This is a genomic window from Escherichia sp. F1 (assembly GCF_046764225.1).
GTDB classification, from domain to species: Bacteria; Pseudomonadota; Gammaproteobacteria; order Enterobacterales; family Enterobacteriaceae; genus Escherichia; species Escherichia coli.
In genome coordinates this window covers 4,659,327-4,680,163 of sequence record NZ_CP177202.1, presented here as the reverse complement: position 1 = coordinate 4,680,163, position 20,837 = coordinate 4,659,327, and the positions used below count along the sequence as shown (strand labels likewise).

The window sequence follows — 20,837 nt, the reverse complement described above, 5'->3', positions numbered from 1 at the left end:
TAGAGGGACAATCGATGTCTAAAGAAAAGTTTGAACGTACAAAACCGCACGTTAACGTCGGTACTATCGGCCACGTTGACCATGGTAAAACAACGCTGACCGCTGCAATCACTACCGTACTGGCTAAAACCTACGGCGGTGCTGCTCGCGCATTCGACCAGATCGATAACGCGCCGGAAGAAAAAGCTCGTGGTATCACCATCAACACTTCTCACGTTGAATACGACACCCCGACCCGTCACTACGCACACGTAGACTGCCCGGGGCACGCCGACTATGTTAAAAACATGATCACCGGTGCTGCTCAGATGGACGGCGCGATCCTGGTAGTTGCTGCGACTGACGGCCCGATGCCGCAGACTCGTGAGCACATCCTGCTGGGTCGTCAGGTAGGCGTTCCGTACATCATCGTGTTCCTGAACAAATGCGACATGGTTGATGACGAAGAGCTGCTGGAACTGGTTGAAATGGAAGTTCGTGAACTTCTGTCTCAGTACGACTTCCCGGGCGACGACACTCCGATCGTTCGTGGTTCTGCTCTGAAAGCGCTGGAAGGCGACGCAGAGTGGGAAGCGAAAATCCTGGAACTGGCTGGCTTCCTGGATTCTTACATTCCGGAACCAGAGCGTGCGATTGACAAGCCGTTCCTGCTGCCGATCGAAGACGTATTCTCCATCTCCGGTCGTGGTACCGTTGTTACCGGTCGTGTAGAACGCGGTATCATCAAAGTTGGTGAAGAAGTTGAAATCGTTGGTATCAAAGAGACTCAGAAGTCTACCTGTACTGGCGTTGAAATGTTCCGCAAACTGCTGGACGAAGGCCGTGCTGGTGAGAACGTAGGTGTTCTGCTGCGTGGTATCAAACGTGAAGAAATCGAACGTGGTCAGGTACTGGCTAAGCCGGGCACCATCAAGCCGCACACCAAGTTCGAATCTGAAGTGTACATTCTGTCCAAAGATGAAGGCGGTCGTCATACTCCGTTCTTCAAAGGCTACCGTCCGCAGTTCTACTTCCGTACTACTGACGTGACTGGCACCATCGAACTGCCGGAAGGCGTAGAGATGGTAATGCCGGGCGACAACATCAAAATGGTTGTTACCCTGATCCACCCGATCGCGATGGACGACGGTCTGCGTTTCGCAATCCGTGAAGGCGGCCGTACCGTTGGCGCGGGCGTTGTAGCAAAAGTTCTGAGCTAATTGCCGATAACATTTGACGCAATGCGCACTAAAAGGGCATCATTTGATGCCCTTTTTGCACGCTTTCGTACCAGAACCTGGCTCATCAGTGATTTTCTTTGTCATAATCATTGCTGAGACAGGCTCTGTTGAGGGCGTATAATCCGAAAAGCTAATACGCGTTTCGATTTGGTTTGCCTCGCGATCGCGGGGTGAAAATGTTTGTAGAAAACTTCTGACAGGTTGGTTTATGAGTGCGAATACCGAAGCTCAAGGAAGCGGGCGCGGCCTGGAAGCGATGAAGTGGGTCGTTGTGGTGGCATTGCTCCTGGTGGCGATTGTCGGCAACTATCTTTATCGCGACATTATGCTGCCGCTGCGTGCGCTGGCCGTAGTAATTCTGATTGCTGCAGCGGGTGGTGTCGCGCTGTTAACGACAAAAGGTAAAGCTACCGTTGCTTTTGCCCGTGAAGCGCGTACCGAAGTCCGTAAGGTCATTTGGCCGACTCGCCAGGAAACATTGCACACCACGCTGATTGTGGCTGCGGTTACCGCAGTAATGTCACTGATCCTGTGGGGACTGGATGGTATTCTGGTTCGCCTGGTATCCTTTATCACTGGCCTGAGGTTCTGAGATGTCTGAAGCTCCTAAAAAGCGCTGGTACGTCGTTCAGGCGTTTTCCGGTTTTGAAGGCCGCGTAGCAACGTCGCTGCGTGAGCATATCAAATTACACAACATGGAAGATTTGTTTGGTGAAGTCATGGTACCAACCGAAGAAGTGGTTGAAATCCGTGGCGGTCAGCGTCGCAAAAGCGAACGTAAATTCTTCCCTGGCTACGTCCTCGTTCAGATGGTGATGAACGACGCGAGCTGGCACCTGGTGCGCAGCGTACCGCGTGTGATGGGCTTCATCGGCGGTACTTCCGATCGTCCTGCGCCAATCAGCGATAAAGAAGTCGATGCGATTATGAACCGCCTGCAGCAGGTTGGTGATAAGCCGCGTCCGAAAACGCTGTTTGAACCGGGTGAAATGGTCCGTGTTAATGATGGTCCGTTCGCTGACTTCAACGGTGTTGTTGAAGAAGTGGATTACGAGAAATCTCGTCTGAAAGTGTCTGTTTCTATCTTCGGTCGTGCGACCCCGGTAGAACTGGACTTCAGCCAGGTTGAAAAAGCCTAACCCAGCGATCAAAAAAGCGGCGATTTAATCGTTGCACAAGGCGCGAGATTGGAATACAATTTCGCGCCTTTTGTTTTTATGGGCCTTGCCCGTAAAACGATTTTTTATATCACGGGGAGCCTCTCAGAGGCGTTATTACCCAACTTGAGGAATTTATAATGGCTAAGAAAGTACAAGCCTATGTCAAGCTGCAGGTTGCAGCTGGTATGGCTAACCCGAGTCCGCCAGTAGGTCCGGCTCTGGGTCAGCAGGGCGTAAACATCATGGAATTCTGCAAAGCGTTCAACGCAAAAACTGATTCCATCGAAAAAGGTCTGCCGATTCCGGTAGTAATCACCGTTTACGCTGACCGTTCTTTCACTTTCGTTACCAAGACTCCGCCAGCAGCAGTTCTGCTGAAAAAAGCGGCTGGTATCAAGTCTGGTTCCGGTAAGCCGAACAAAGACAAAGTGGGTAAAATTTCCCGCGCTCAGCTGCAGGAAATCGCGCAGACCAAAGCTGCCGACATGACTGGTGCCGACATTGAAGCGATGACTCGCTCCATCGAAGGTACTGCACGTTCCATGGGCCTGGTAGTGGAGGACTAAGAAATGGCTAAACTGACCAAGCGCATGCGTGTTATCCGCGAGAAAGTTGATGCAACCAAACAGTACGACATCAACGAAGCTATCGCTCTGCTGAAAGAGCTGGCGACTGCTAAATTCGTAGAAAGCGTGGACGTAGCTGTTAACCTCGGCATTGACGCTCGTAAATCTGACCAGAACGTACGTGGTGCAACTGTACTGCCGCACGGTACTGGCCGTTCCGTTCGCGTAGCCGTATTTACTCAGGGTGCAAATGCTGAAGCTGCTAAAGCTGCAGGTGCTGAACTGGTAGGTATGGAAGATCTGGCTGAACAGATCAAGAAAGGCGAAATGAACTTTGACGTTGTTATTGCTTCTCCGGATGCAATGCGCGTTGTTGGCCAGCTGGGCCAGGTTCTGGGTCCGCGCGGCCTGATGCCAAACCCGAAAGTGGGTACTGTAACGCCGAACGTTGCTGAAGCGGTTAAAAACGCTAAAGCTGGCCAGGTTCGTTACCGTAACGACAAAAACGGCATCATCCACACTACCATCGGTAAAGTGGACTTTGACGCTGACAAACTGAAAGAAAACCTGGAAGCTCTGCTGGTTGCGCTGAAAAAAGCAAAACCGACTCAGGCGAAAGGCGTGTACATCAAGAAAGTTAGCATCTCCACCACCATGGGTGCAGGTGTTGCAGTTGACCAGGCTGGCCTGAGCGCTTCTGTAAACTAATGCCTTTACGTGGGCGGTGATTTTGTCTACAATCTTACCCCCACGTATAATGCTTAATGCAGACGTATGTCCGAGATATTCGGGTTGTGGCAAGGCGGCAACTGAGTGAGTCGCCAGGAGCATAGCTAACTATGTGACTGGTGCGAACGAAGGAAGCCAACGCCGCCACAAGCTGAATAGCGACGGATAGAAAAGATTTGTTCGTTGGAGCCTGGCCTATCCAGGCCTCCGTCGAAGACCGCAGGAGTTTCGCAAGAAACTTAATCCCCTGCGTAGACGGTGACAGAACGCTAAGATTATTCTTTTATATTCTGGCTTGTTTCTGCTCACCGTAATTAAGACGCTCTCTCCGTTTGGAGGAGTGAAGTGAGTTCCAGAGATTTTCTCTGGCAAACATCCAGGAGCAAAGCTAATGGCTTTAAATCTTCAAGACAAACAAGCGATTGTTGCTGAAGTCAGCGAAGTAGCCAAAGGCGCGCTGTCTGCAGTAGTTGCGGATTCCCGTGGCGTAACTGTAGATAAAATGACTGAACTGCGTAAAGCAGGTCGCGAAGCTGGCGTATACATGCGTGTTGTTCGTAACACCCTGCTGCGCCGTGCTGTTGAAGGTACTCCGTTCGAGTGCCTGAAAGACGCGTTTGTTGGTCCGACCCTGATTGCATACTCTATGGAACACCCGGGCGCTGCTGCTCGTCTGTTCAAAGAGTTCGCGAAAGCGAATGCAAAATTTGAGGTCAAAGCCGCTGCCTTTGAAGGTGAGCTGATCCCGGCGTCTCAGATCGACCGCCTGGCAACTCTGCCGACCTACGAAGAAGCAATTGCACGCCTGATGGCAACCATGAAAGAAGCTTCGGCTGGCAAACTGGTTCGTACTCTGGCTGCTGTACGCGATGCGAAAGAAGCTGCTTAATCGCAGTTATCTTTTTAACGCATTCGCTTACGTATAAACTTATTCTGATATTCAGGAACAATTTAAATGTCTATCACTAAAGATCAAATCATTGAAGCAGTTGCAGCTATGTCTGTAATGGACGTTGTAGAACTGATCTCTGCAATGGAAGAAAAATTCGGTGTTTCCGCTGCTGCTGCTGTAGCTGTAGCTGCTGGCCCGGTTGAAGCTGCTGAAGAAAAAACTGAATTCGACGTAATTCTGAAAGCTGCTGGCGCTAACAAAGTTGCTGTTATCAAAGCAGTACGTGGCGCAACTGGCCTGGGTCTGAAAGAAGCTAAAGACCTGGTAGAATCTGCACCGGCTGCTCTGAAAGAAGGCGTGAGCAAAGACGACGCAGAAGCACTGAAAAAAGCTCTGGAAGAAGCTGGCGCTGAAGTTGAAGTTAAATAAGCCAACCCTTCCGGTTGCAGCCTGAGAAACCAGGCTGATGGCTGGTGACTTTTTAGTCACCAGCCTTTTTGCGCTGTAAGGCGCCAGTAGCGTTTCACACTGTTTGACTACTGCTGTGCCTTTCAATGCTTGTTTCTATCGACGACTTAATATACTGCGACAGGACGTCCGTTCTGTGTAAATCGCAATGAAATGGTTTAAGCGTGATAGCAACAGGCATTGCGGAAAGTGTTCCATTTTCCGGTCAACAAAATAGTGTTGCACAAACTGTCCGCTCAATGGACAGATGGGTCGACTTGTCAGCGAGCTGAGGAACCCTATGGTTTACTCCTATACCGAGAAAAAACGTATTCGTAAGGATTTTGGTAAACGTCCACAAGTTCTGGATGTACCTTATCTCCTTTCTATCCAGCTTGACTCGTTTCAGAAATTTATCGAGCAAGATCCTGAAGGGCAGTATGGTCTGGAAGCTGCTTTCCGTTCCGTATTCCCGATTCAGAGCTACAGCGGTAATTCCGAGCTGCAATACGTCAGCTACCGCCTTGGCGAACCGGTGTTTGACGTCCAGGAATGTCAAATCCGTGGCGTGACCTATTCCGCACCGCTGCGCGTTAAACTGCGTCTGGTGATCTATGAGCGCGAAGCGCCGGAAGGCACCGTAAAAGACATTAAAGAACAAGAAGTCTACATGGGCGAAATTCCGCTCATGACAGACAACGGTACCTTTGTTATCAACGGTACTGAGCGTGTTATCGTTTCCCAGCTGCACCGTAGTCCGGGCGTCTTCTTTGACTCCGACAAAGGTAAAACCCACTCTTCGGGTAAAGTGCTGTATAACGCGCGCATCATCCCTTACCGTGGTTCCTGGCTGGACTTCGAATTCGATCCGAAGGACAACCTGTTCGTACGTATCGACCGTCGCCGTAAACTGCCTGCGACCATCATTCTGCGCGCCCTGAACTACACCACAGAGCAGATCCTCGACCTGTTCTTTGAAAAAGTTATCTTTGAAATCCGTGATAACAAGCTGCAGATGGAACTGGTGCCGGAACGCCTGCGTGGTGAAACCGCATCTTTTGACATCGAAGCTAACGGTAAAGTGTACGTAGAAAAAGGCCGCCGTATCACTGCGCGCCACATTCGCCAGCTGGAAAAAGACGACGTCAAACTGATCGAAGTCCCGGTTGAGTACATCGCAGGTAAAGTGGTTGCTAAAGACTATATTGATGAGTCTACCGGCGAGCTGATCTGCGCAGCGAACATGGAGCTGAGCCTGGATCTGCTGGCTAAGCTGAGCCAGTCTGGTCACAAGCGTATCGAAACGCTGTTCACCAACGATCTGGATCACGGCCCATATATCTCTGAAACCTTACGTGTCGACCCAACTAACGACCGTCTGAGCGCACTGGTAGAAATCTACCGCATGATGCGCCCTGGCGAGCCGCCGACTCGTGAAGCAGCGGAAAGCCTGTTTGAGAACCTGTTCTTCTCCGAAGACCGCTATGACCTGTCTGCGGTTGGTCGTATGAAGTTCAACCGTTCTCTGCTGCGCGAAGAAATCGAAGGTTCCGGTATCCTGAGCAAAGACGACATCATTGATGTTATGAAAAAGCTCATTGATATCCGTAACGGTAAAGGCGAAGTCGATGATATCGACCACCTCGGCAACCGTCGTATCCGTTCCGTTGGCGAAATGGCGGAAAACCAGTTCCGCGTTGGCCTGGTACGTGTAGAGCGTGCGGTGAAAGAGCGTCTGTCTCTGGGCGATCTGGATACCCTGATGCCTCAGGATATGATCAACGCCAAGCCGATTTCCGCAGCAGTGAAAGAGTTCTTCGGTTCCAGCCAGCTGTCTCAGTTTATGGACCAGAACAACCCGCTGTCTGAGATTACGCACAAACGTCGTATCTCCGCACTCGGCCCAGGCGGTCTGACCCGTGAACGTGCAGGCTTCGAAGTTCGAGACGTACACCCGACTCACTACGGTCGCGTATGTCCAATCGAAACCCCTGAAGGTCCGAACATCGGTCTGATCAACTCTCTGTCCGTGTACGCACAGACTAACGAATACGGCTTCCTTGAGACTCCGTATCGTAAAGTGACCGACGGTGTTGTAACTGACGAAATTCACTACCTGTCTGCTATCGAAGAAGGCAACTACGTTATCGCCCAGGCGAACTCCAACCTGGATGAAGAAGGCCACTTCGTAGAAGACCTGGTAACTTGCCGTAGCAAAGGCGAATCCAGCTTGTTCAGCCGTGACCAGGTTGACTACATGGACGTATCCACCCAGCAGGTGGTATCCGTCGGTGCGTCCCTGATCCCGTTCCTGGAACACGATGACGCCAACCGTGCATTGATGGGTGCGAACATGCAACGTCAGGCCGTTCCGACTCTGCGTGCTGATAAGCCGCTGGTTGGTACGGGTATGGAACGTGCTGTTGCTGTTGACTCCGGTGTAACTGCGGTTGCTAAACGTGGTGGTGTCGTTCAGTACGTGGATGCTTCCCGTATCGTTATCAAAGTTAACGAAGATGAGATGTATCCGGGTGAAGCAGGTATCGACATCTACAACCTGACCAAGTACACCCGTTCTAACCAGAACACCTGTATCAACCAGATGCCGTGTGTGTCTCTGGGTGAACCGGTAGAACGTGGCGACGTGCTGGCAGATGGTCCGTCCACCGACCTCGGTGAACTGGCGCTGGGTCAGAACATGCGCGTAGCGTTCATGCCGTGGAATGGTTACAACTTCGAAGACTCCATCCTCGTATCCGAGCGTGTTGTTCAGGAAGACCGTTTCACCACCATCCACATTCAGGAACTGGCGTGTGTGTCCCGTGACACCAAGCTGGGGCCGGAAGAGATCACCGCTGACATCCCGAACGTGGGTGAAGCTGCGCTCTCCAAACTGGATGAATCCGGTATCGTTTACATTGGTGCGGAAGTGACCGGTGGCGACATTCTGGTTGGTAAGGTAACGCCGAAAGGTGAAACTCAGCTGACCCCAGAAGAAAAATTGCTGCGTGCGATCTTCGGTGAGAAAGCGTCTGACGTTAAAGACTCTTCTCTGCGCGTACCAAACGGTGTATCCGGTACGGTTATCGACGTTCAGGTCTTTACTCGCGATGGCGTAGAAAAAGACAAACGTGCGCTGGAAATCGAAGAAATGCAGCTCAAACAGGCGAAGAAAGACCTGTCTGAAGAACTGCAGATCCTCGAAGCGGGTCTGTTCAGCCGTATCCGTGCTGTGCTGGTAGCCGGTGGCGTTGAAGCTGAGAAGCTCGACAAACTGCCGCGCGATCGCTGGCTGGAGCTGGGCCTGACCGACGAAGAGAAACAAAATCAGCTGGAACAGCTGGCTGAGCAGTATGACGAACTGAAACACGAGTTCGAGAAGAAACTCGAAGCGAAACGCCGCAAAATCACCCAGGGCGACGATCTGGCACCGGGCGTGCTGAAGATTGTTAAGGTATATCTGGCGGTTAAACGCCGTATCCAGCCTGGTGACAAGATGGCAGGTCGTCACGGTAACAAGGGTGTAATTTCTAAGATCAACCCGATCGAAGATATGCCTTACGATGAAAACGGTACGCCGGTAGACATCGTACTGAACCCGCTGGGCGTACCGTCTCGTATGAACATCGGTCAGATCCTCGAAACCCACCTGGGTATGGCTGCGAAAGGTATCGGCGACAAGATCAACGCCATGCTGAAACAGCAGCAAGAAGTCGCGAAACTGCGCGAATTCATCCAGCGTGCTTACGATCTGGGCGCTGACGTTCGTCAGAAAGTTGACCTGAGTACCTTCAGCGATGAAGAAGTTATGCGTCTGGCTGAAAACCTGCGCAAAGGTATGCCAATCGCAACGCCGGTGTTCGACGGTGCGAAAGAAGCAGAAATTAAAGAGCTGCTGAAACTTGGCGACCTGCCGACTTCTGGTCAGATCCGCCTGTACGACGGACGCACTGGTGAACAGTTCGAACGTCCGGTAACCGTTGGTTACATGTACATGCTGAAACTGAACCACCTGGTCGACGACAAGATGCACGCGCGTTCCACCGGTTCTTACAGCCTGGTTACTCAGCAGCCGCTGGGTGGTAAGGCACAGTTCGGTGGTCAGCGTTTCGGGGAGATGGAAGTGTGGGCGCTGGAAGCATACGGCGCAGCATACACCCTGCAGGAAATGCTCACCGTTAAGTCTGATGACGTGAACGGTCGTACCAAGATGTATAAAAACATCGTGGACGGCAACCATCAGATGGAGCCGGGCATGCCAGAATCCTTCAACGTATTGTTGAAAGAGATTCGTTCGCTGGGTATCAACATCGAACTGGAAGACGAGTAATTCTCGCTCAAACAGGTCACTGCTGTCGGGGTAAAACCCGGCAGCGGATTGTGCTAACTCCGACGGGAGCAAATCCGTGAAAGATTTATTAAAGTTTCTGAAAGCGCAGACTAAAACCGAAGAGTTTGATGCGATCAAAATTGCTCTGGCTTCGCCAGACATGATCCGTTCATGGTCTTTCGGTGAAGTTAAAAAGCCGGAAACCATCAACTACCGTACGTTCAAACCAGAACGTGACGGCCTTTTCTGCGCCCGTATCTTTGGGCCGGTAAAAGATTACGAGTGCCTGTGCGGTAAGTACAAGCGCCTGAAACACCGTGGCGTCATCTGTGAGAAGTGTGGCGTTGAAGTGACCCAGACTAAAGTACGCCGTGAGCGTATGGGCCACATCGAACTGGCTTCCCCGACTGCGCACATCTGGTTCCTGAAATCGCTGCCGTCCCGTATCGGCCTGCTGCTCGATATGCCGCTGCGCGATATCGAACGCGTACTGTACTTCGAATCCTATGTGGTTATTGAAGGCGGTATGACCAACCTGGAACGCCAGCAGATCCTGACTGAAGAGCAGTATCTGGACGCGCTGGAAGAGTTCGGTGACGAATTCGACGCGAAAATGGGTGCGGAAGCAATCCAGGCCCTGCTGAAGAGCATGGATCTGGAGCAAGAGTGCGAACAGCTGCGTGAAGAGCTGAACGAAACCAACTCCGAAACCAAGCGTAAAAAGCTGACCAAGCGTATCAAACTGCTGGAAGCGTTCGTTCAGTCTGGTAACAAACCAGAGTGGATGATCCTGACCGTTCTGCCGGTACTGCCGCCAGATCTGCGTCCGCTGGTTCCGCTGGATGGTGGTCGTTTCGCGACTTCTGACCTGAACGATCTGTATCGTCGCGTCATTAACCGTAACAACCGTCTGAAACGTCTGCTGGATCTGGCTGCGCCGGACATCATCGTACGTAACGAAAAACGTATGCTGCAGGAAGCGGTAGACGCCCTGCTGGATAACGGTCGTCGCGGTCGTGCGATCACCGGTTCTAACAAGCGTCCTCTGAAATCTTTGGCCGACATGATCAAAGGTAAACAGGGTCGTTTCCGTCAGAACCTGCTCGGTAAGCGTGTTGACTACTCCGGTCGTTCTGTAATCACCGTAGGTCCATACCTGCGTCTGCATCAGTGCGGTCTGCCGAAGAAAATGGCGCTGGAGCTGTTCAAACCGTTCATCTACGGCAAGCTGGAACTGCGTGGTCTTGCTACCACCATTAAAGCTGCGAAGAAAATGGTTGAGCGCGAAGAAGCTGTCGTTTGGGATATCCTGGACGAAGTTATCCGCGAACACCCGGTACTGCTGAACCGTGCACCGACTCTGCACCGTCTGGGTATCCAGGCATTTGAACCGGTACTGATCGAAGGTAAAGCTATCCAGCTGCACCCGCTGGTTTGTGCGGCATATAACGCCGACTTCGATGGTGACCAGATGGCTGTTCACGTACCGCTGACGCTGGAAGCCCAGCTGGAAGCGCGTGCGCTGATGATGTCTACCAACAACATCCTGTCCCCGGCGAACGGCGAACCAATCATCGTTCCGTCTCAGGACGTTGTACTGGGTCTGTACTATATGACCCGTGACTGTGTTAACGCCAAAGGCGAAGGCATGGTGCTGACTGGCCCGAAAGAAGCAGAACGTCTGTATCGCTCTGGTCTGGCTTCTCTGCATGCGCGCGTTAAAGTGCGTATCACCGAGTATGAAAAAGATGCTAACGGTGAATTAGTAGCGAAAACCAGCCTGAAAGACACGACTGTTGGCCGTGCCATTCTGTGGATGATTGTACCGAAAGGTCTGCCTTACTCCATCGTCAACCAGGCGCTGGGTAAAAAAGCAATCTCCAAAATGCTGAACACCTGCTACCGCATTCTCGGTCTGAAACCGACCGTTATTTTTGCGGACCAGATCATGTACACCGGCTTCGCCTACGCAGCGCGTTCTGGTGCATCTGTTGGTATCGATGACATGGTCATCCCGGAGAAGAAACACGAAATCATCTCCGAGGCAGAAGCAGAAGTTGCTGAAATTCAGGAGCAGTTCCAGTCTGGTCTGGTAACTGCGGGCGAACGCTACAACAAAGTTATCGATATCTGGGCTGCGGCGAACGATCGTGTATCCAAAGCGATGATGGATAACCTGCAAACTGAAACCGTTATTAACCGTGACGGTCAGGAAGAGAAGCAGGTTTCCTTCAACAGCATCTACATGATGGCCGACTCCGGTGCGCGTGGTTCTGCGGCACAGATTCGTCAGCTTGCTGGTATGCGTGGTCTGATGGCGAAGCCGGATGGCTCCATCATCGAAACGCCAATCACCGCGAACTTCCGTGAAGGTCTGAACGTACTCCAGTACTTCATCTCCACCCACGGTGCTCGTAAAGGTCTGGCGGATACCGCACTGAAAACTGCGAACTCCGGTTACCTGACTCGTCGTCTGGTTGACGTGGCGCAGGACCTGGTGGTTACCGAAGACGATTGTGGTACCCATGAAGGTATCATGATGACTCCGGTTATCGAAGGTGGTGACGTTAAAGAGCCGCTACGCGATCGCGTACTGGGTCGTGTAACTGCTGAAGACGTTCTGAAGCCGGGTACTGCTGATATCCTCGTTCCGCGCAACACGCTGCTGCACGAACAGTGGTGTGACCTGCTGGAAGAGAACTCTGTCGACGCGGTTAAAGTACGTTCTGTTGTATCTTGTGACACCGACTTTGGTGTATGTGCGCACTGCTACGGTCGTGACCTGGCGCGTGGCCACATCATTAACAAAGGTGAAGCAATCGGTGTTATCGCGGCACAGTCCATCGGTGAACCGGGTACACAGCTGACCATGCGTACGTTCCACATCGGTGGTGCGGCATCACGTGCGGCTGCTGAATCCAGCATCCAGGTGAAAAACAAAGGTAGCATCAAGCTCAGCAACGTGAAGTCGGTTGTGAACTCCAGCGGTAAACTGGTTATCACTTCCCGTAACACCGAACTGAAACTGATCGACGAATTCGGTCGTACCAAAGAAAGCTACAAAGTACCTTACGGTGCGGTACTGGCGAAAGGCGATGGCGAACAGGTTGCTGGCGGCGAAACCGTTGCAAACTGGGACCCGCACACCATGCCGGTTATCACCGAAGTAAGCGGTTTTGTACGCTTTACTGACATGATTGACGGCCAGACCATTACTCGCCAGACCGACGAACTGACCGGTCTGTCTTCGCTGGTAGTTCTGGATTCCGCAGAACGTACCGCAGGTGGTAAAGATCTGCGTCCGGCACTGAAAATCGTTGATGCTCAGGGTAACGACGTTCTGATCCCGGGTACCGATATGCCTGCGCAGTACTTCCTGCCAGGTAAAGCGATTGTTCAGCTGGAAGATGGCGTACAGATCAGCTCTGGTGACACCCTGGCGCGTATTCCGCAGGAATCCGGCGGTACCAAGGACATCACCGGTGGTCTGCCGCGCGTTGCGGACCTGTTCGAAGCACGTCGTCCGAAAGAGCCGGCAATCCTGGCTGAAATCAGCGGTATCGTTTCCTTCGGCAAAGAAACCAAAGGTAAACGTCGTCTGGTTATCACCCCGGTAGACGGTAGCGATCCGTACGAAGAGATGATTCCGAAATGGCGTCAGCTCAACGTGTTCGAAGGTGAACGTGTAGAACGTGGTGACGTAATTTCCGATGGTCCGGAAGCGCCGCACGACATTCTGCGTCTGCGTGGTGTTCATGCTGTTACTCGTTACATCGTTAACGAAGTACAGGACGTATACCGTCTGCAGGGCGTTAAGATTAACGATAAACACATCGAAGTTATCGTTCGTCAGATGCTGCGTAAAGCTACCATCGTTAACGCGGGCAGCTCCGACTTCCTGGAAGGCGAACAGGTTGAATACTCTCGCGTCAAGATCGCAAACCGCGAACTGGAAGCGAACGGTAAAGTGGGTGCAACTTACTCCCGCGATCTGCTGGGTATCACCAAAGCGTCTCTGGCAACCGAGTCCTTCATCTCCGCGGCATCGTTCCAGGAGACCACTCGCGTGCTGACCGAAGCAGCCGTTGCGGGCAAACGCGACGAACTGCGCGGCCTGAAAGAGAACGTTATCGTGGGTCGTCTGATCCCGGCAGGTACCGGTTACGCGTACCACCAGGATCGTATGCGTCGCCGTGCTGCGGGTGAAGCTCCGGCTGCACCGCAGGTGACTGCAGAAGACGCATCTGCCAGCCTGGCAGAACTGCTGAACGCAGGTCTGGGCGGTTCTGATAACGAGTAATCGTTAATCCGCAAATAACGTAAAAACCCGCTTCGGCGGGTTTTTTTATGGGTGTTATTTAGAGGGCAAAGTCTTCATGGGAAATATTAAGAAAGGCAGGGCGAAACGAGGAAGAAGCTTTTCGCCCTGGACAACATTCCTGCTGACGGCACTACCATAAAAAAACACAAAGCTTTCAACAACCTTGCGTTTTTCATCTTCCGTAGCGGCTCGGAATAAATTTACGTTCTTACATTCTGTCTCATGGCCTTTGCGAGGCGCGTCCCAGAAAGCTGTCCCAGTCTTTCCATACCGGCTGCAAACCCTGAGCAGTTAACGCGGCAGCAACCGCTTCCGGTCTGCGACCGTCGTGCGGTGAGAACTGTTCCAGCTCGGGGTGATTGTCGGCATAGCCACCTGGCTGCGTTTTCGAAAAAGCGCTGACGTTATTAATTGCCAGCGGAATCACGCGATCGCGAAACCACGGTGATTCCCGCGTGGAGAGTGACAGTTCAATCTCCGGTGCAAGCAGCCGGAAGGCGCAGATGGTTTGCACTAACTGGCGTTCATCCATAATCGACGCAGGCTCAATGCCGCCAGTACATGGACGCAGGCGTGGGAAGGAGACAGAGTAGCGGCTTTGCCAGTAATGCTGTTGCAGCCATAGCAAATGTTCTGCAACCATATAGCAGTCAACGCGCCAGCTGTCGGAAAGGCCAATTAGCGCGCCGAGGCCTATCTTATCAATCCCCGCACGCCCCAGCCGATCCGGCGTTTCCAGCCGCCAGAAGAAGTCCTGTTTTTTGCCTTTCAGATGATGGCGGGCATAAGTCGCCTCGTGATATGTCTCCTGATAAACCATCACGCCATCCAGACCAAGTTGCTTTAACTCGGCGTATTCCGCCTCCGCCAGCGGTTGCACTTCCAGCTGTAGTGAAGAGAACTGTTCACGCAGGGCAGGGAGATGACGACGAAAGTAATCCATCCCCACTTTCGCCTGATGTTCACCAGTGACTAATAGCAGATGTTCAAAGCCCATCTCCCGTATAGCGGCGCTTTCCCTGGCAATATCCGCTTCATCCAGCGTTTTGCGCTTGATGCGGTTGCTCATGGAAAATCCGCAGTACGTGCAGTCGTTAGCGCAAAGATTGGAAAGATAAAGCGGGACGTAAAGACTGATAACGTTGCCAAATCGTTGACGGGTCAGACGCTGCGCCCGTTGGGCCAGTGGTTCTAGGTATTCACTGGCGGCAGGTGATAGCAATGCCATCATATCGTTGCGGGTGAGTTGCGAGGCATTTAGCGCCCGCTCTACGTCAGCAGCCGTTTTGCCGTTGATACGCAGGCGGATGTCGTCCCAATCCAGTTGTCGCCAGCGATCGCTGAAGGTTTTCATGCCGATGCCTCCAGAAATCCGGTCAGCGGGCTGGTGGCATGAGCAAAATGACTGCGGCTGCCCGGTCCGGACTGACGTGCCAGCAGGCCTGCTTCTACTGCCAGACGAAATGCCTTCGCCATGTTGACGGGATCGTCCGCGACGGCAATCGCCGTATTCACTAACACCGCGTCGGCACCCATTTCCAGCGCCTGCGCGGCATGGCTGGGAACGCCGATGCCAGCATCGACAACCACCGGAACCGTGGCTTGCTGGATAATAATCTCCAGCATGGCACGGGTTTCCAGTCCCTGATTCGAGCCAATCGGCGCGCCGAGCGGCATCACCGCTGCACAGCCGACTTCTTCCAGACGTTTACACAATACCGGATCGGCACCGCAGTAAGGCAGCACGACAAATCCCTGTTGTACCAGTGTTTCGGCGGCTTTCAGGGTTTCGATGGGATCGGGCAGCAGCCAGCGGGCGTCAGGGTGAATTTCTAATTTTAGCCAGTTTGTGCCTAATGCTTCACGAGCCAGATGGGCGGCGAAAATGGCTTCTTCCGCTGTTTTCGCCCCGGAAGTATTCGGCAGCAGGGTCACACCCGCCGCGATAAGCGGTTCGAGGATAGCATCGTTGTTCTGGCGCAAGTCGACACGTTTCATCGCCAGCGTCACCAGCTGGCTGCCGGAAGCACGGATCGCCTCCACCATCAGTTGTGAAGAGGCGAATTTCCCTGTGCCGGTAAACAGATGTGAATCAAACGTTTTGTCCGCAATACGTAACATCTCAACCCCCTGCAATAACCTGAAAAAGCAGGATCTGGTCGCCATCCTGCACGATATGTTGCGCCCATTGATCACGCGGGACGATTTGCTGATTAATCGCCAGAGCCGCGCCCGCTTGTCGTTGGTCGAGTTGCTCCAGCAGCTCGTGAACAGTTTGTCCGGCGGTGCACTGCATCGGTTGATCGTTAAACAGGATCTGCATTGCTTCCTCCGCATACCGGGCAACCACTGGCGCGGCGCAACGCCAGGCTGCGCCACTGGCTCGACTTACCGTCGAACAGTCGGAGTTCTCCCGCAGGCGTCTCTATACCGCTCAATAACTTAATGGCTTCCAGTGCCTGCAAAGTGCCCATAACCCCGACCACCGGGCCAACCACGCCCGCTGTGCGGCAGTTGCGTTTAGGCTCCTGGTTATCTGGCCACAGGCAGCGGTAACACCCCTGCTCCCAGGGCGGCGTCAGTACCATCAACTGACCGCCAAATCCGACCGCGCTGGCGGTGATAAGCGGCGTGTTGAGTGCCACGCAGGCGGCATTAATCTCCTGGCGCGTCGCCATATTGTCGGTACAGTCGAGCACCACATCGGCCCGTGCTACCGCATCTTTTAACGCCTCACCCGTTAACCGTTGTTGTAGTGCCGTCAGTTGAATGTCGGGATTCAACTGTGTCAGTCGCTGTTGGCTGACCTGCGATTTCGGGCGATCGATATCTTCAGTGGTAAAGAGGATTTGTCGTTGCAGATTGCTTAAGTGCACATCGTCGTCATCTGCCAGTACCAGCGTCCCGACGCCAGCGCCCGCCAGGTACAGCGCAGCAGGTGTCCCCAGCCCGCCAAGACCAATAATCAGCACCTGGCTGTCGAGCAGTTTTTGCTGCCCGTCAAGAGCGATATCGTCGAGCAGGATTTGGCGGCTATAACGCATAAAGTCACGGTCATTCATCGCCAACTCCTGCAATTTCCAGCAACTGTGCCGTTGCCAAACGCCAGTCTGCGGCTTGAGTAATGGCGCTGACAACGGCGATACTGCCGACACCCGTCGCCATCACCGCAGGCGCGCGCGTCAGAGTGATGCCGCCAATCGCCACGGTGGGATAATCCGCCAGGCGCTCAATGTGCCGAGCCAGTTGTTCCAGCCCCTGCGGTGCAGAAGGCATCTGTTTGGTTTGCGTCGGGAACACATGTCCCAGCGCGATATATGAAGGGCGTGCTGCCAGCGCGACGTCGATCTCCATATCGTCATGGGTCGAAACGCCCAGCCGCAGGCCTGCCGCGCGGATGGCGCTGAGATCGGTGGCTTGCAAATCTTCCTGCCCCAAATGGACGCCATACGCCTGATGCTTAATCGCCAGCCGCCAGTAATCGTTGATAAACAATCGCGCGTTATAGCGGCGGCCCAGCGCAATTGCCGCCACGACATCGGCTTCCACCTCTTCATCGCGTCGATCTTTGATGCGTAGCTGGAGAGTACGTACGCCTGCATCCAACAGACGTTCGATCCACTGTACGCTGTCCACCACCGGGTACAGTCCTAAACGAAAAGGTACAGGAGGAAAATCAGGCTGATACATCACGCTTCCTCCTTACGCAGGTAGATTTCTCCGCCTCTGGTACGGAAGTTCTCCGACATATCCGCCATTCCCACTTCAATGGTTTGCGCGGCGGCGTAATCGCGCACTTCCTGGCTGATTTTCATCGAGCAGAATTTCGGCCCACACATGGAGCAAAAATGAGCGACTTTACCGGACTCTTGCGGCAGGGTTTCATCGTGATAAGCGCGGGCAGTAAACGGGTCGAGGGCCAGATTAAACTGGTCTTCCCAGCGAAATTCGAAGCGGGCTTTCGACATGGCGTTATCGCGAATTTGCGCGCCCGGATGCCCTTTCGCCAGGTCAGCGGCGTGGGCGGCAATCTTATAGGTGATAAGCCCCTGCTTAACATCTTCTTTATTAGGCAGACCCAGATGCTCTTTTGGCGTTACGTAACAGAGCATCGCGCAGCCAAACCAGCCAATCATCGCCGCACCAATCCCCGACGTGAAGTGGTCATAACCCGGCGCGATATCGGTAGTTAGCGGCCCCAGAGTGTAAAACGGCGCTTCGTGGCAGTGCTCTAACTCCTCGGTCATATTGCGGCGGATCATCTGCATCGGCACGTGGCCTGGGCCTTCAATCATCACCTGTACGTCATATTCCCAGGCGATTTTGGTCAGTTCACCCAGCGTATGCAGCTCGGCAAATTGCGCTTCATCGTTGGCGTCCTGAACAGAACCGGGGCGCAGACCGTCGCCCAGCGACAGCGAAACGTCATAAGCGGCACAGATTTCACAAATTTCGCGGAAGTGTTGATAGAGGAAATTTTCCTGATGATGGGAGAGGCACCATTTCGCCATAATCGAACCGCCGCGAGAGACGATACCGGTCAGGCGTTTCGCGGTCATCGGCACATAGCGCAGCAGTACGCCCGCATGGATAGTGAAGTAATCCACACCTTGCTCGGCTTGTTCCAGCAGCGTGTCGCGGAACGCTTCCCAGGTAAGATCTTCGGCGATCCCGTTAACCTTCTCCAGCGCCTGGTAGATCGGCACTGTACCGATCGGCACCGGGCTGTTACGCAAAATCCACTCGCGGGTTTCGTGAATATAGCGACCGGTGGAGAGATCCATCACCGTATCCGCTCCCCAGCGCGTGGACCATACCAGCTTTTCCACTTCTTCTTCGATGGAAGAGGTGACCGCCGAGTTGCCGATATTGGCGTTAACTTTTACCAGGAAATTGCGACCAATAATCATCGGCTCCGATTCCGGATGATTAATGTTGGCCGGGATAATCGCACGTCCGGCAGCAACTTCATCACGGACAAATTCCGCAGTGATATTTTCCGGCAGACGTGCGCCAAAGCTCATTCCCGGATGCTGGTGGCGCAAAACTTCGCTACGTATGCGCTCGCGACCCATATTCTCGCGAATGGCGATGAATTCCATTTCGGGCGTGATGATGCCCCGGCGGGCGTAGTGCAGTTGGGTGACGCGGCGTCCTGCTTTGGCGCGTTTTGGTGTTAGTACGCCGCTAAAACGTAGCTCGTCGAGGCCATCATCTGCCAGCCGCGCTTTAGTGTAATCGGAACTGCGCACGGTAAGTTCTTCGGTATCGCCGCGCGCATCGATCCACGGCTGGCGTAGTTTTGCCAGTCCTTGCTGCACGTTAATGGCGATCTGTGGATCGCCATACGGACCGGAGGTGTCGTAGACCGGAATCGCTTCGTTTTCTTCGTACTGCGGCTGTTCTTTGCTGCCGCCAATTAGCGTCGGGCTAAGCTGGATCTCACGCATCGGCACGCGCACGCCGGGGTGTGTGCCAGTGATGTAAATGCGTTTTGAGTTGGGAAAGGCGGTGCCTTCCAGGGTGTCGATAAAATGTTGGGCCTGGGCGCGTTGTTCGCGGCGGGTCAGTTTTGTTGCAGACATAGCTCATTCCAAAAAGTTAAGGACGTGGCTTGTCAGACGACGGATGAAGCAAGAGACGATCGCCGCAAAGGCGATGCGATAGCAGATTAACTCTTGTTCCCTTCGCAGGTATTAGCCTGATCAGGTTCCGCGGATCCCGAATAAACGGTCTCAGCCAGTTAAGGCACTCCGACAAGAAATTAGCCCCACAAACGGGGCGTTGAATGTAAATTACGCGTTAACAGCGCAGAACTCAAGCAGGATGTTTGACGCGGGCGGCATCAAGCACCAGCAGAATCAGCTTATCTTCCAGCACAAAGCGCGCTTCCAGCGCCTCGCCGATGTCAGATAAAACCTGTTGAAACTCAAGGTAATTATCATGATCGATGGCGGTTTCCAGGCTGGAATCGTAGTAATCCATAATCTGTTGGGTATTGGCTTCGAGTTGCGGCCAAATCTTCGCGGCGCGCGCGAGTTGCCCGTTGCCTTCCAGCTTATGAAGAATGCGCTCATAAATACTGAAATGCCCGGCAGACAAGTAATCGACCAGGCTCTGACAAAAATCATCAAGGGCTTTTTCGTTTAGCCTCATGTACGATTCTTTGCCAGGCTTAATGCCAACCAGATTGTAGTAAGCCACGAGCAGATGCTTACGTACATGTAGCCAGCGATCAACCAGTTTGTTACTTCCTCTGACGCGCTCCGTCAGGTTATCGAGCTGGTTAAGCATGATTGACTCCGCAAGTTTGTATTCAAAAACTGCTCAGTGAGAAATGTAAAAACCATGTTAAACATGCCAGTGATGCAAAGGTAGTGCAAGAGCTATGGATCGTATAATTGAAAAATTAGATCACGGCTGGTGGGTCGTCAGCCATGAACAAAAATTATGGTTGCCGAAGGGAGAATTGCCATATGGCGAAGCGGCAAATTTCGATCTTGTGGGTCAGCGCGCACTACAAATCGGCGAATGGCAAGGGGAACCTGTTTGGTTAGTACAACAGCAGCGGCGTCACGATATGGGGTCGGTACGTCAGGTCATTGATCTCGATGTTGGGCTGTTTCAACTGGCCGGACGTGGCGTGCAACTGGCGGAGTTTTACCGATCGCATAAATACTGTGGTTACTGCGGGCATGAAATGTATCCAAGCAAAACCGAATGGGCGATGCTGTGCAGCCATTGCCGTGAGCGTTACTATCCGCAAATCGCCCCCTGCATTATTGTTGCCATCCGTCGCGATGATTCGATCCTCCTCGCCCAGCATACCCGCCATCGTAACGGTGTCCATACGGTACTTGCCGGATTCGTCGAAGTGGGCGAAACCCTCGAGCAGGCTGTCGCGCGGGAAGTGATGGAAGAGAGCGGAATTAAAGTTAAAAACTTGCGTTACGTGACTTCCCAGCCGTGGCCGTTTCCTCAGTCTTTAATGACCGCGTTTATGGCGGAATACGACAGCGGCGACATCGTGATCGACCCGAAAGAATTGCTCGAGGCGAACTGGTATCGCTATGACGATTTGCCGTTACTCCCGCCGCCCGGCACCGTAGCGCGCCGTCTGATAGAAGATACGGTGGCGATGTGTCGGGCAGAGTATGAGTGATGATACACTG

The 20,837-nt window shown here is 53.2% G+C and carries 17 protein-coding genes and 1 riboswitch; of the genes, 10 read left to right on the top strand and 7 right to left on the bottom strand.

Annotated elements, in window-relative coordinates:
- Nucleotides 1-14: 14 nt before the first annotated feature.
- The 9 genes from tuf (at nucleotide 15) to rpoC (ending at nucleotide 13,644) form a co-directional block, all read left to right on the top strand.
- Nucleotides 15-1,199: an elongation factor Tu gene (gene tuf, locus ACK8NJ_RS22405; protein ID WP_000031784.1), complete on the top strand. Its 1,185-nt coding sequence runs from the start codon at nucleotides 15-17 to the stop codon at nucleotides 1,197-1,199.
- A 229-nt stretch (nucleotides 1,200-1,428) separates the two neighbouring features.
- Complete coding sequence (secE, locus tag ACK8NJ_RS22400) at nucleotides 1,429-1,812, top strand: preprotein translocase subunit SecE (protein WP_001275702.1); 384 nt, start codon at nucleotides 1,429-1,431, stop codon at nucleotides 1,810-1,812.
- Nucleotide 1,813: 1 nt separating this feature from the next.
- On the top strand, nucleotides 1,814-2,359 hold the full coding sequence (gene nusG / locus ACK8NJ_RS22395; RefSeq protein WP_001287516.1) for a transcription termination/antitermination protein NusG: 546 nt from the start codon (nucleotides 1,814-1,816) through the stop codon (nucleotides 2,357-2,359).
- Nucleotides 2,360-2,517: 158 nt separating this feature from the next.
- Nucleotides 2,518-2,946: a 50S ribosomal protein L11 gene (rplK, locus tag ACK8NJ_RS22390; protein ID WP_001085926.1), complete on the top strand. Its 429-nt coding sequence runs from the start codon at nucleotides 2,518-2,520 to the stop codon at nucleotides 2,944-2,946.
- Between the two features lie 3 nt (nucleotides 2,947-2,949).
- Nucleotides 2,950-3,654 carry a 50S ribosomal protein L1 gene (gene rplA, locus ACK8NJ_RS22385; protein WP_001096688.1) on the top strand — a complete coding sequence of 235 codons (705 nt, stop codon included), beginning with the start codon at nucleotides 2,950-2,952 and terminating at the stop codon, nucleotides 3,652-3,654.
- 412 nt (nucleotides 3,655-4,066) lie between these two features.
- The gene (gene rplJ / locus ACK8NJ_RS22380) at nucleotides 4,067-4,564 is read left to right on the top strand and encodes a 50S ribosomal protein L10 (protein WP_001207201.1); all 498 of its coding nucleotides are present in this window, start codon (nucleotides 4,067-4,069) and stop codon (nucleotides 4,562-4,564) included.
- Between the two features lie 66 nt (nucleotides 4,565-4,630).
- The gene (gene rplL / locus ACK8NJ_RS22375) at nucleotides 4,631-4,996 is read left to right on the top strand and encodes a 50S ribosomal protein L7/L12 (protein ID WP_000028878.1); all 366 of its coding nucleotides are present in this window, start codon (nucleotides 4,631-4,633) and stop codon (nucleotides 4,994-4,996) included.
- Between the two features lie 319 nt (nucleotides 4,997-5,315).
- A complete protein-coding gene (gene rpoB / locus ACK8NJ_RS22370; RefSeq protein WP_000263098.1) occupies nucleotides 5,316-9,344 on the top strand; it encodes a DNA-directed RNA polymerase subunit beta in 4,029 nt (1,342 codons plus the stop codon).
- Nucleotides 9,345-9,420: 76 nt separating this feature from the next.
- Nucleotides 9,421-13,644 carry a DNA-directed RNA polymerase subunit beta' gene (gene rpoC, locus ACK8NJ_RS22365; protein WP_000653944.1) on the top strand — a complete coding sequence of 1,408 codons (4,224 nt, stop codon included), beginning with the start codon at nucleotides 9,421-9,423 and terminating at the stop codon, nucleotides 13,642-13,644.
- Between the two features lie 241 nt (nucleotides 13,645-13,885).
- Here rpoC and thiH read toward each other — a convergent pair whose 3' ends face one another.
- From thiH to rsd, 7 genes are all read right to left on the bottom strand, one after another.
- Complete coding sequence (gene thiH / locus ACK8NJ_RS22360) at nucleotides 13,886-15,019, bottom strand: 2-iminoacetate synthase ThiH (RefSeq protein ID WP_411961991.1); 1,134 nt, start codon at nucleotides 15,017-15,019, stop codon at nucleotides 13,886-13,888.
- A complete protein-coding gene (thiG, locus tag ACK8NJ_RS22355; RefSeq protein WP_034173753.1) occupies nucleotides 15,016-15,786 on the bottom strand; it encodes a thiazole synthase in 771 nt (256 codons plus the stop codon). Before thiG ends, thiH begins: the two co-directional genes overlap by 4 nt.
- A 1-nt stretch (nucleotide 15,787) precedes the next feature.
- A complete protein-coding gene (gene thiS / locus ACK8NJ_RS22350; protein ID WP_001560238.1) occupies nucleotides 15,788-15,988 on the bottom strand; it encodes a sulfur carrier protein ThiS in 201 nt (66 codons plus the stop codon).
- Nucleotides 15,972-16,727, bottom strand: a complete 756-nt coding sequence (thiF, locus tag ACK8NJ_RS22345; protein WP_001522120.1) for a thiazole biosynthesis adenylyltransferase ThiF — start codon at nucleotides 16,725-16,727, stop codon at nucleotides 15,972-15,974. Before thiF ends, thiS begins: the two co-directional genes overlap by 17 nt.
- The gene (gene thiE / locus ACK8NJ_RS22340) at nucleotides 16,720-17,355 is read right to left on the bottom strand and encodes a thiamine phosphate synthase (RefSeq protein ID WP_411962562.1); all 636 of its coding nucleotides are present in this window, start codon (nucleotides 17,353-17,355) and stop codon (nucleotides 16,720-16,722) included. The genes thiF and thiE overlap by 8 nt, the downstream gene beginning before the upstream one ends.
- Nucleotides 17,355-19,250, bottom strand: coding sequence for a phosphomethylpyrimidine synthase ThiC (gene thiC / locus ACK8NJ_RS22335; protein ID WP_411961990.1), 1,896 nt, complete (start codon nucleotides 19,248-19,250; stop codon nucleotides 17,355-17,357). Before thiC ends, thiE begins: the two co-directional genes overlap by 1 nt.
- An 80-nt stretch (nucleotides 19,251-19,330) precedes the next feature.
- Nucleotides 19,331-19,431: riboswitch (TPP riboswitch) on the bottom strand.
- A 51-nt stretch (nucleotides 19,432-19,482) separates the two neighbouring features.
- Nucleotides 19,483-19,959 (bottom strand): sigma D regulator, encoded by a 477-nt coding sequence (gene rsd, locus ACK8NJ_RS22330; protein WP_000934302.1) that lies wholly within the window; start codon nucleotides 19,957-19,959, stop codon nucleotides 19,483-19,485.
- Nucleotides 19,960-20,053: 94 nt separating this feature from the next.
- Between rsd and nudC the strand changes: the two genes are divergently transcribed.
- On the top strand, nucleotides 20,054-20,827 hold the full coding sequence (nudC, locus tag ACK8NJ_RS22325) for an NAD(+) diphosphatase (protein WP_000373940.1): 774 nt from the start codon (nucleotides 20,054-20,056) through the stop codon (nucleotides 20,825-20,827).
- Nucleotides 20,828-20,837: the final 10 nt, after the last annotated feature.

Coding starts and splice junctions, on each gene's coding strand:
- tuf (WP_000031784.1), top strand. CDS start 15: ATGTCTAAAGAAAAGTTTGAACGTACAAAACCGCACGTTAACGTCGGT.
- secE (WP_001275702.1), top strand. CDS start 1,429: ATGAGTGCGAATACCGAAGCTCAAGGAAGCGGGCGCGGCCTGGAAGCG.
- nusG (WP_001287516.1), top strand. CDS start 1,814: ATGTCTGAAGCTCCTAAAAAGCGCTGGTACGTCGTTCAGGCGTTTTCC.
- rplK (WP_001085926.1), top strand. CDS start 2,518: ATGGCTAAGAAAGTACAAGCCTATGTCAAGCTGCAGGTTGCAGCTGGT.
- rplA (WP_001096688.1), top strand. CDS start 2,950: ATGGCTAAACTGACCAAGCGCATGCGTGTTATCCGCGAGAAAGTTGAT.
- rplJ (WP_001207201.1), top strand. CDS start 4,067: ATGGCTTTAAATCTTCAAGACAAACAAGCGATTGTTGCTGAAGTCAGC.
- rplL (WP_000028878.1), top strand. CDS start 4,631: ATGTCTATCACTAAAGATCAAATCATTGAAGCAGTTGCAGCTATGTCT.
- rpoB (WP_000263098.1), top strand. CDS start 5,316: ATGGTTTACTCCTATACCGAGAAAAAACGTATTCGTAAGGATTTTGGT.
- thiH (WP_411961991.1), bottom strand. CDS start 15,019: ATGAAAACCTTCAGCGATCGCTGGCGACAACTGGATTGGGACGACATC.
- thiG (WP_034173753.1), bottom strand. CDS start 15,786: ATGTTACGTATTGCGGACAAAACGTTTGATTCACATCTGTTTACCGGC.
- thiS (WP_001560238.1), bottom strand. CDS start 15,988: ATGCAGATCCTGTTTAACGATCAACCGATGCAGTGCACCGCCGGACAA.
- thiF (WP_001522120.1), bottom strand. CDS start 16,727: ATGAATGACCGTGACTTTATGCGTTATAGCCGCCAAATCCTGCTCGAC.
- thiE (WP_411962562.1), bottom strand. CDS start 17,355: ATGTATCAGCCTGATTTTCCTCCTGTACCTTTTCGTTTAGGACTGTAC.
- thiC (WP_411961990.1), bottom strand. CDS start 19,250: ATGTCTGCAACAAAACTGACCCGCCGCGAACAACGCGCCCAGGCCCAA.
- rsd (WP_000934302.1), bottom strand. CDS start 19,959: ATGCTTAACCAGCTCGATAACCTGACGGAGCGCGTCAGAGGAAGTAAC.
- nudC (WP_000373940.1), top strand. CDS start 20,054: ATGGATCGTATAATTGAAAAATTAGATCACGGCTGGTGGGTCGTCAGC.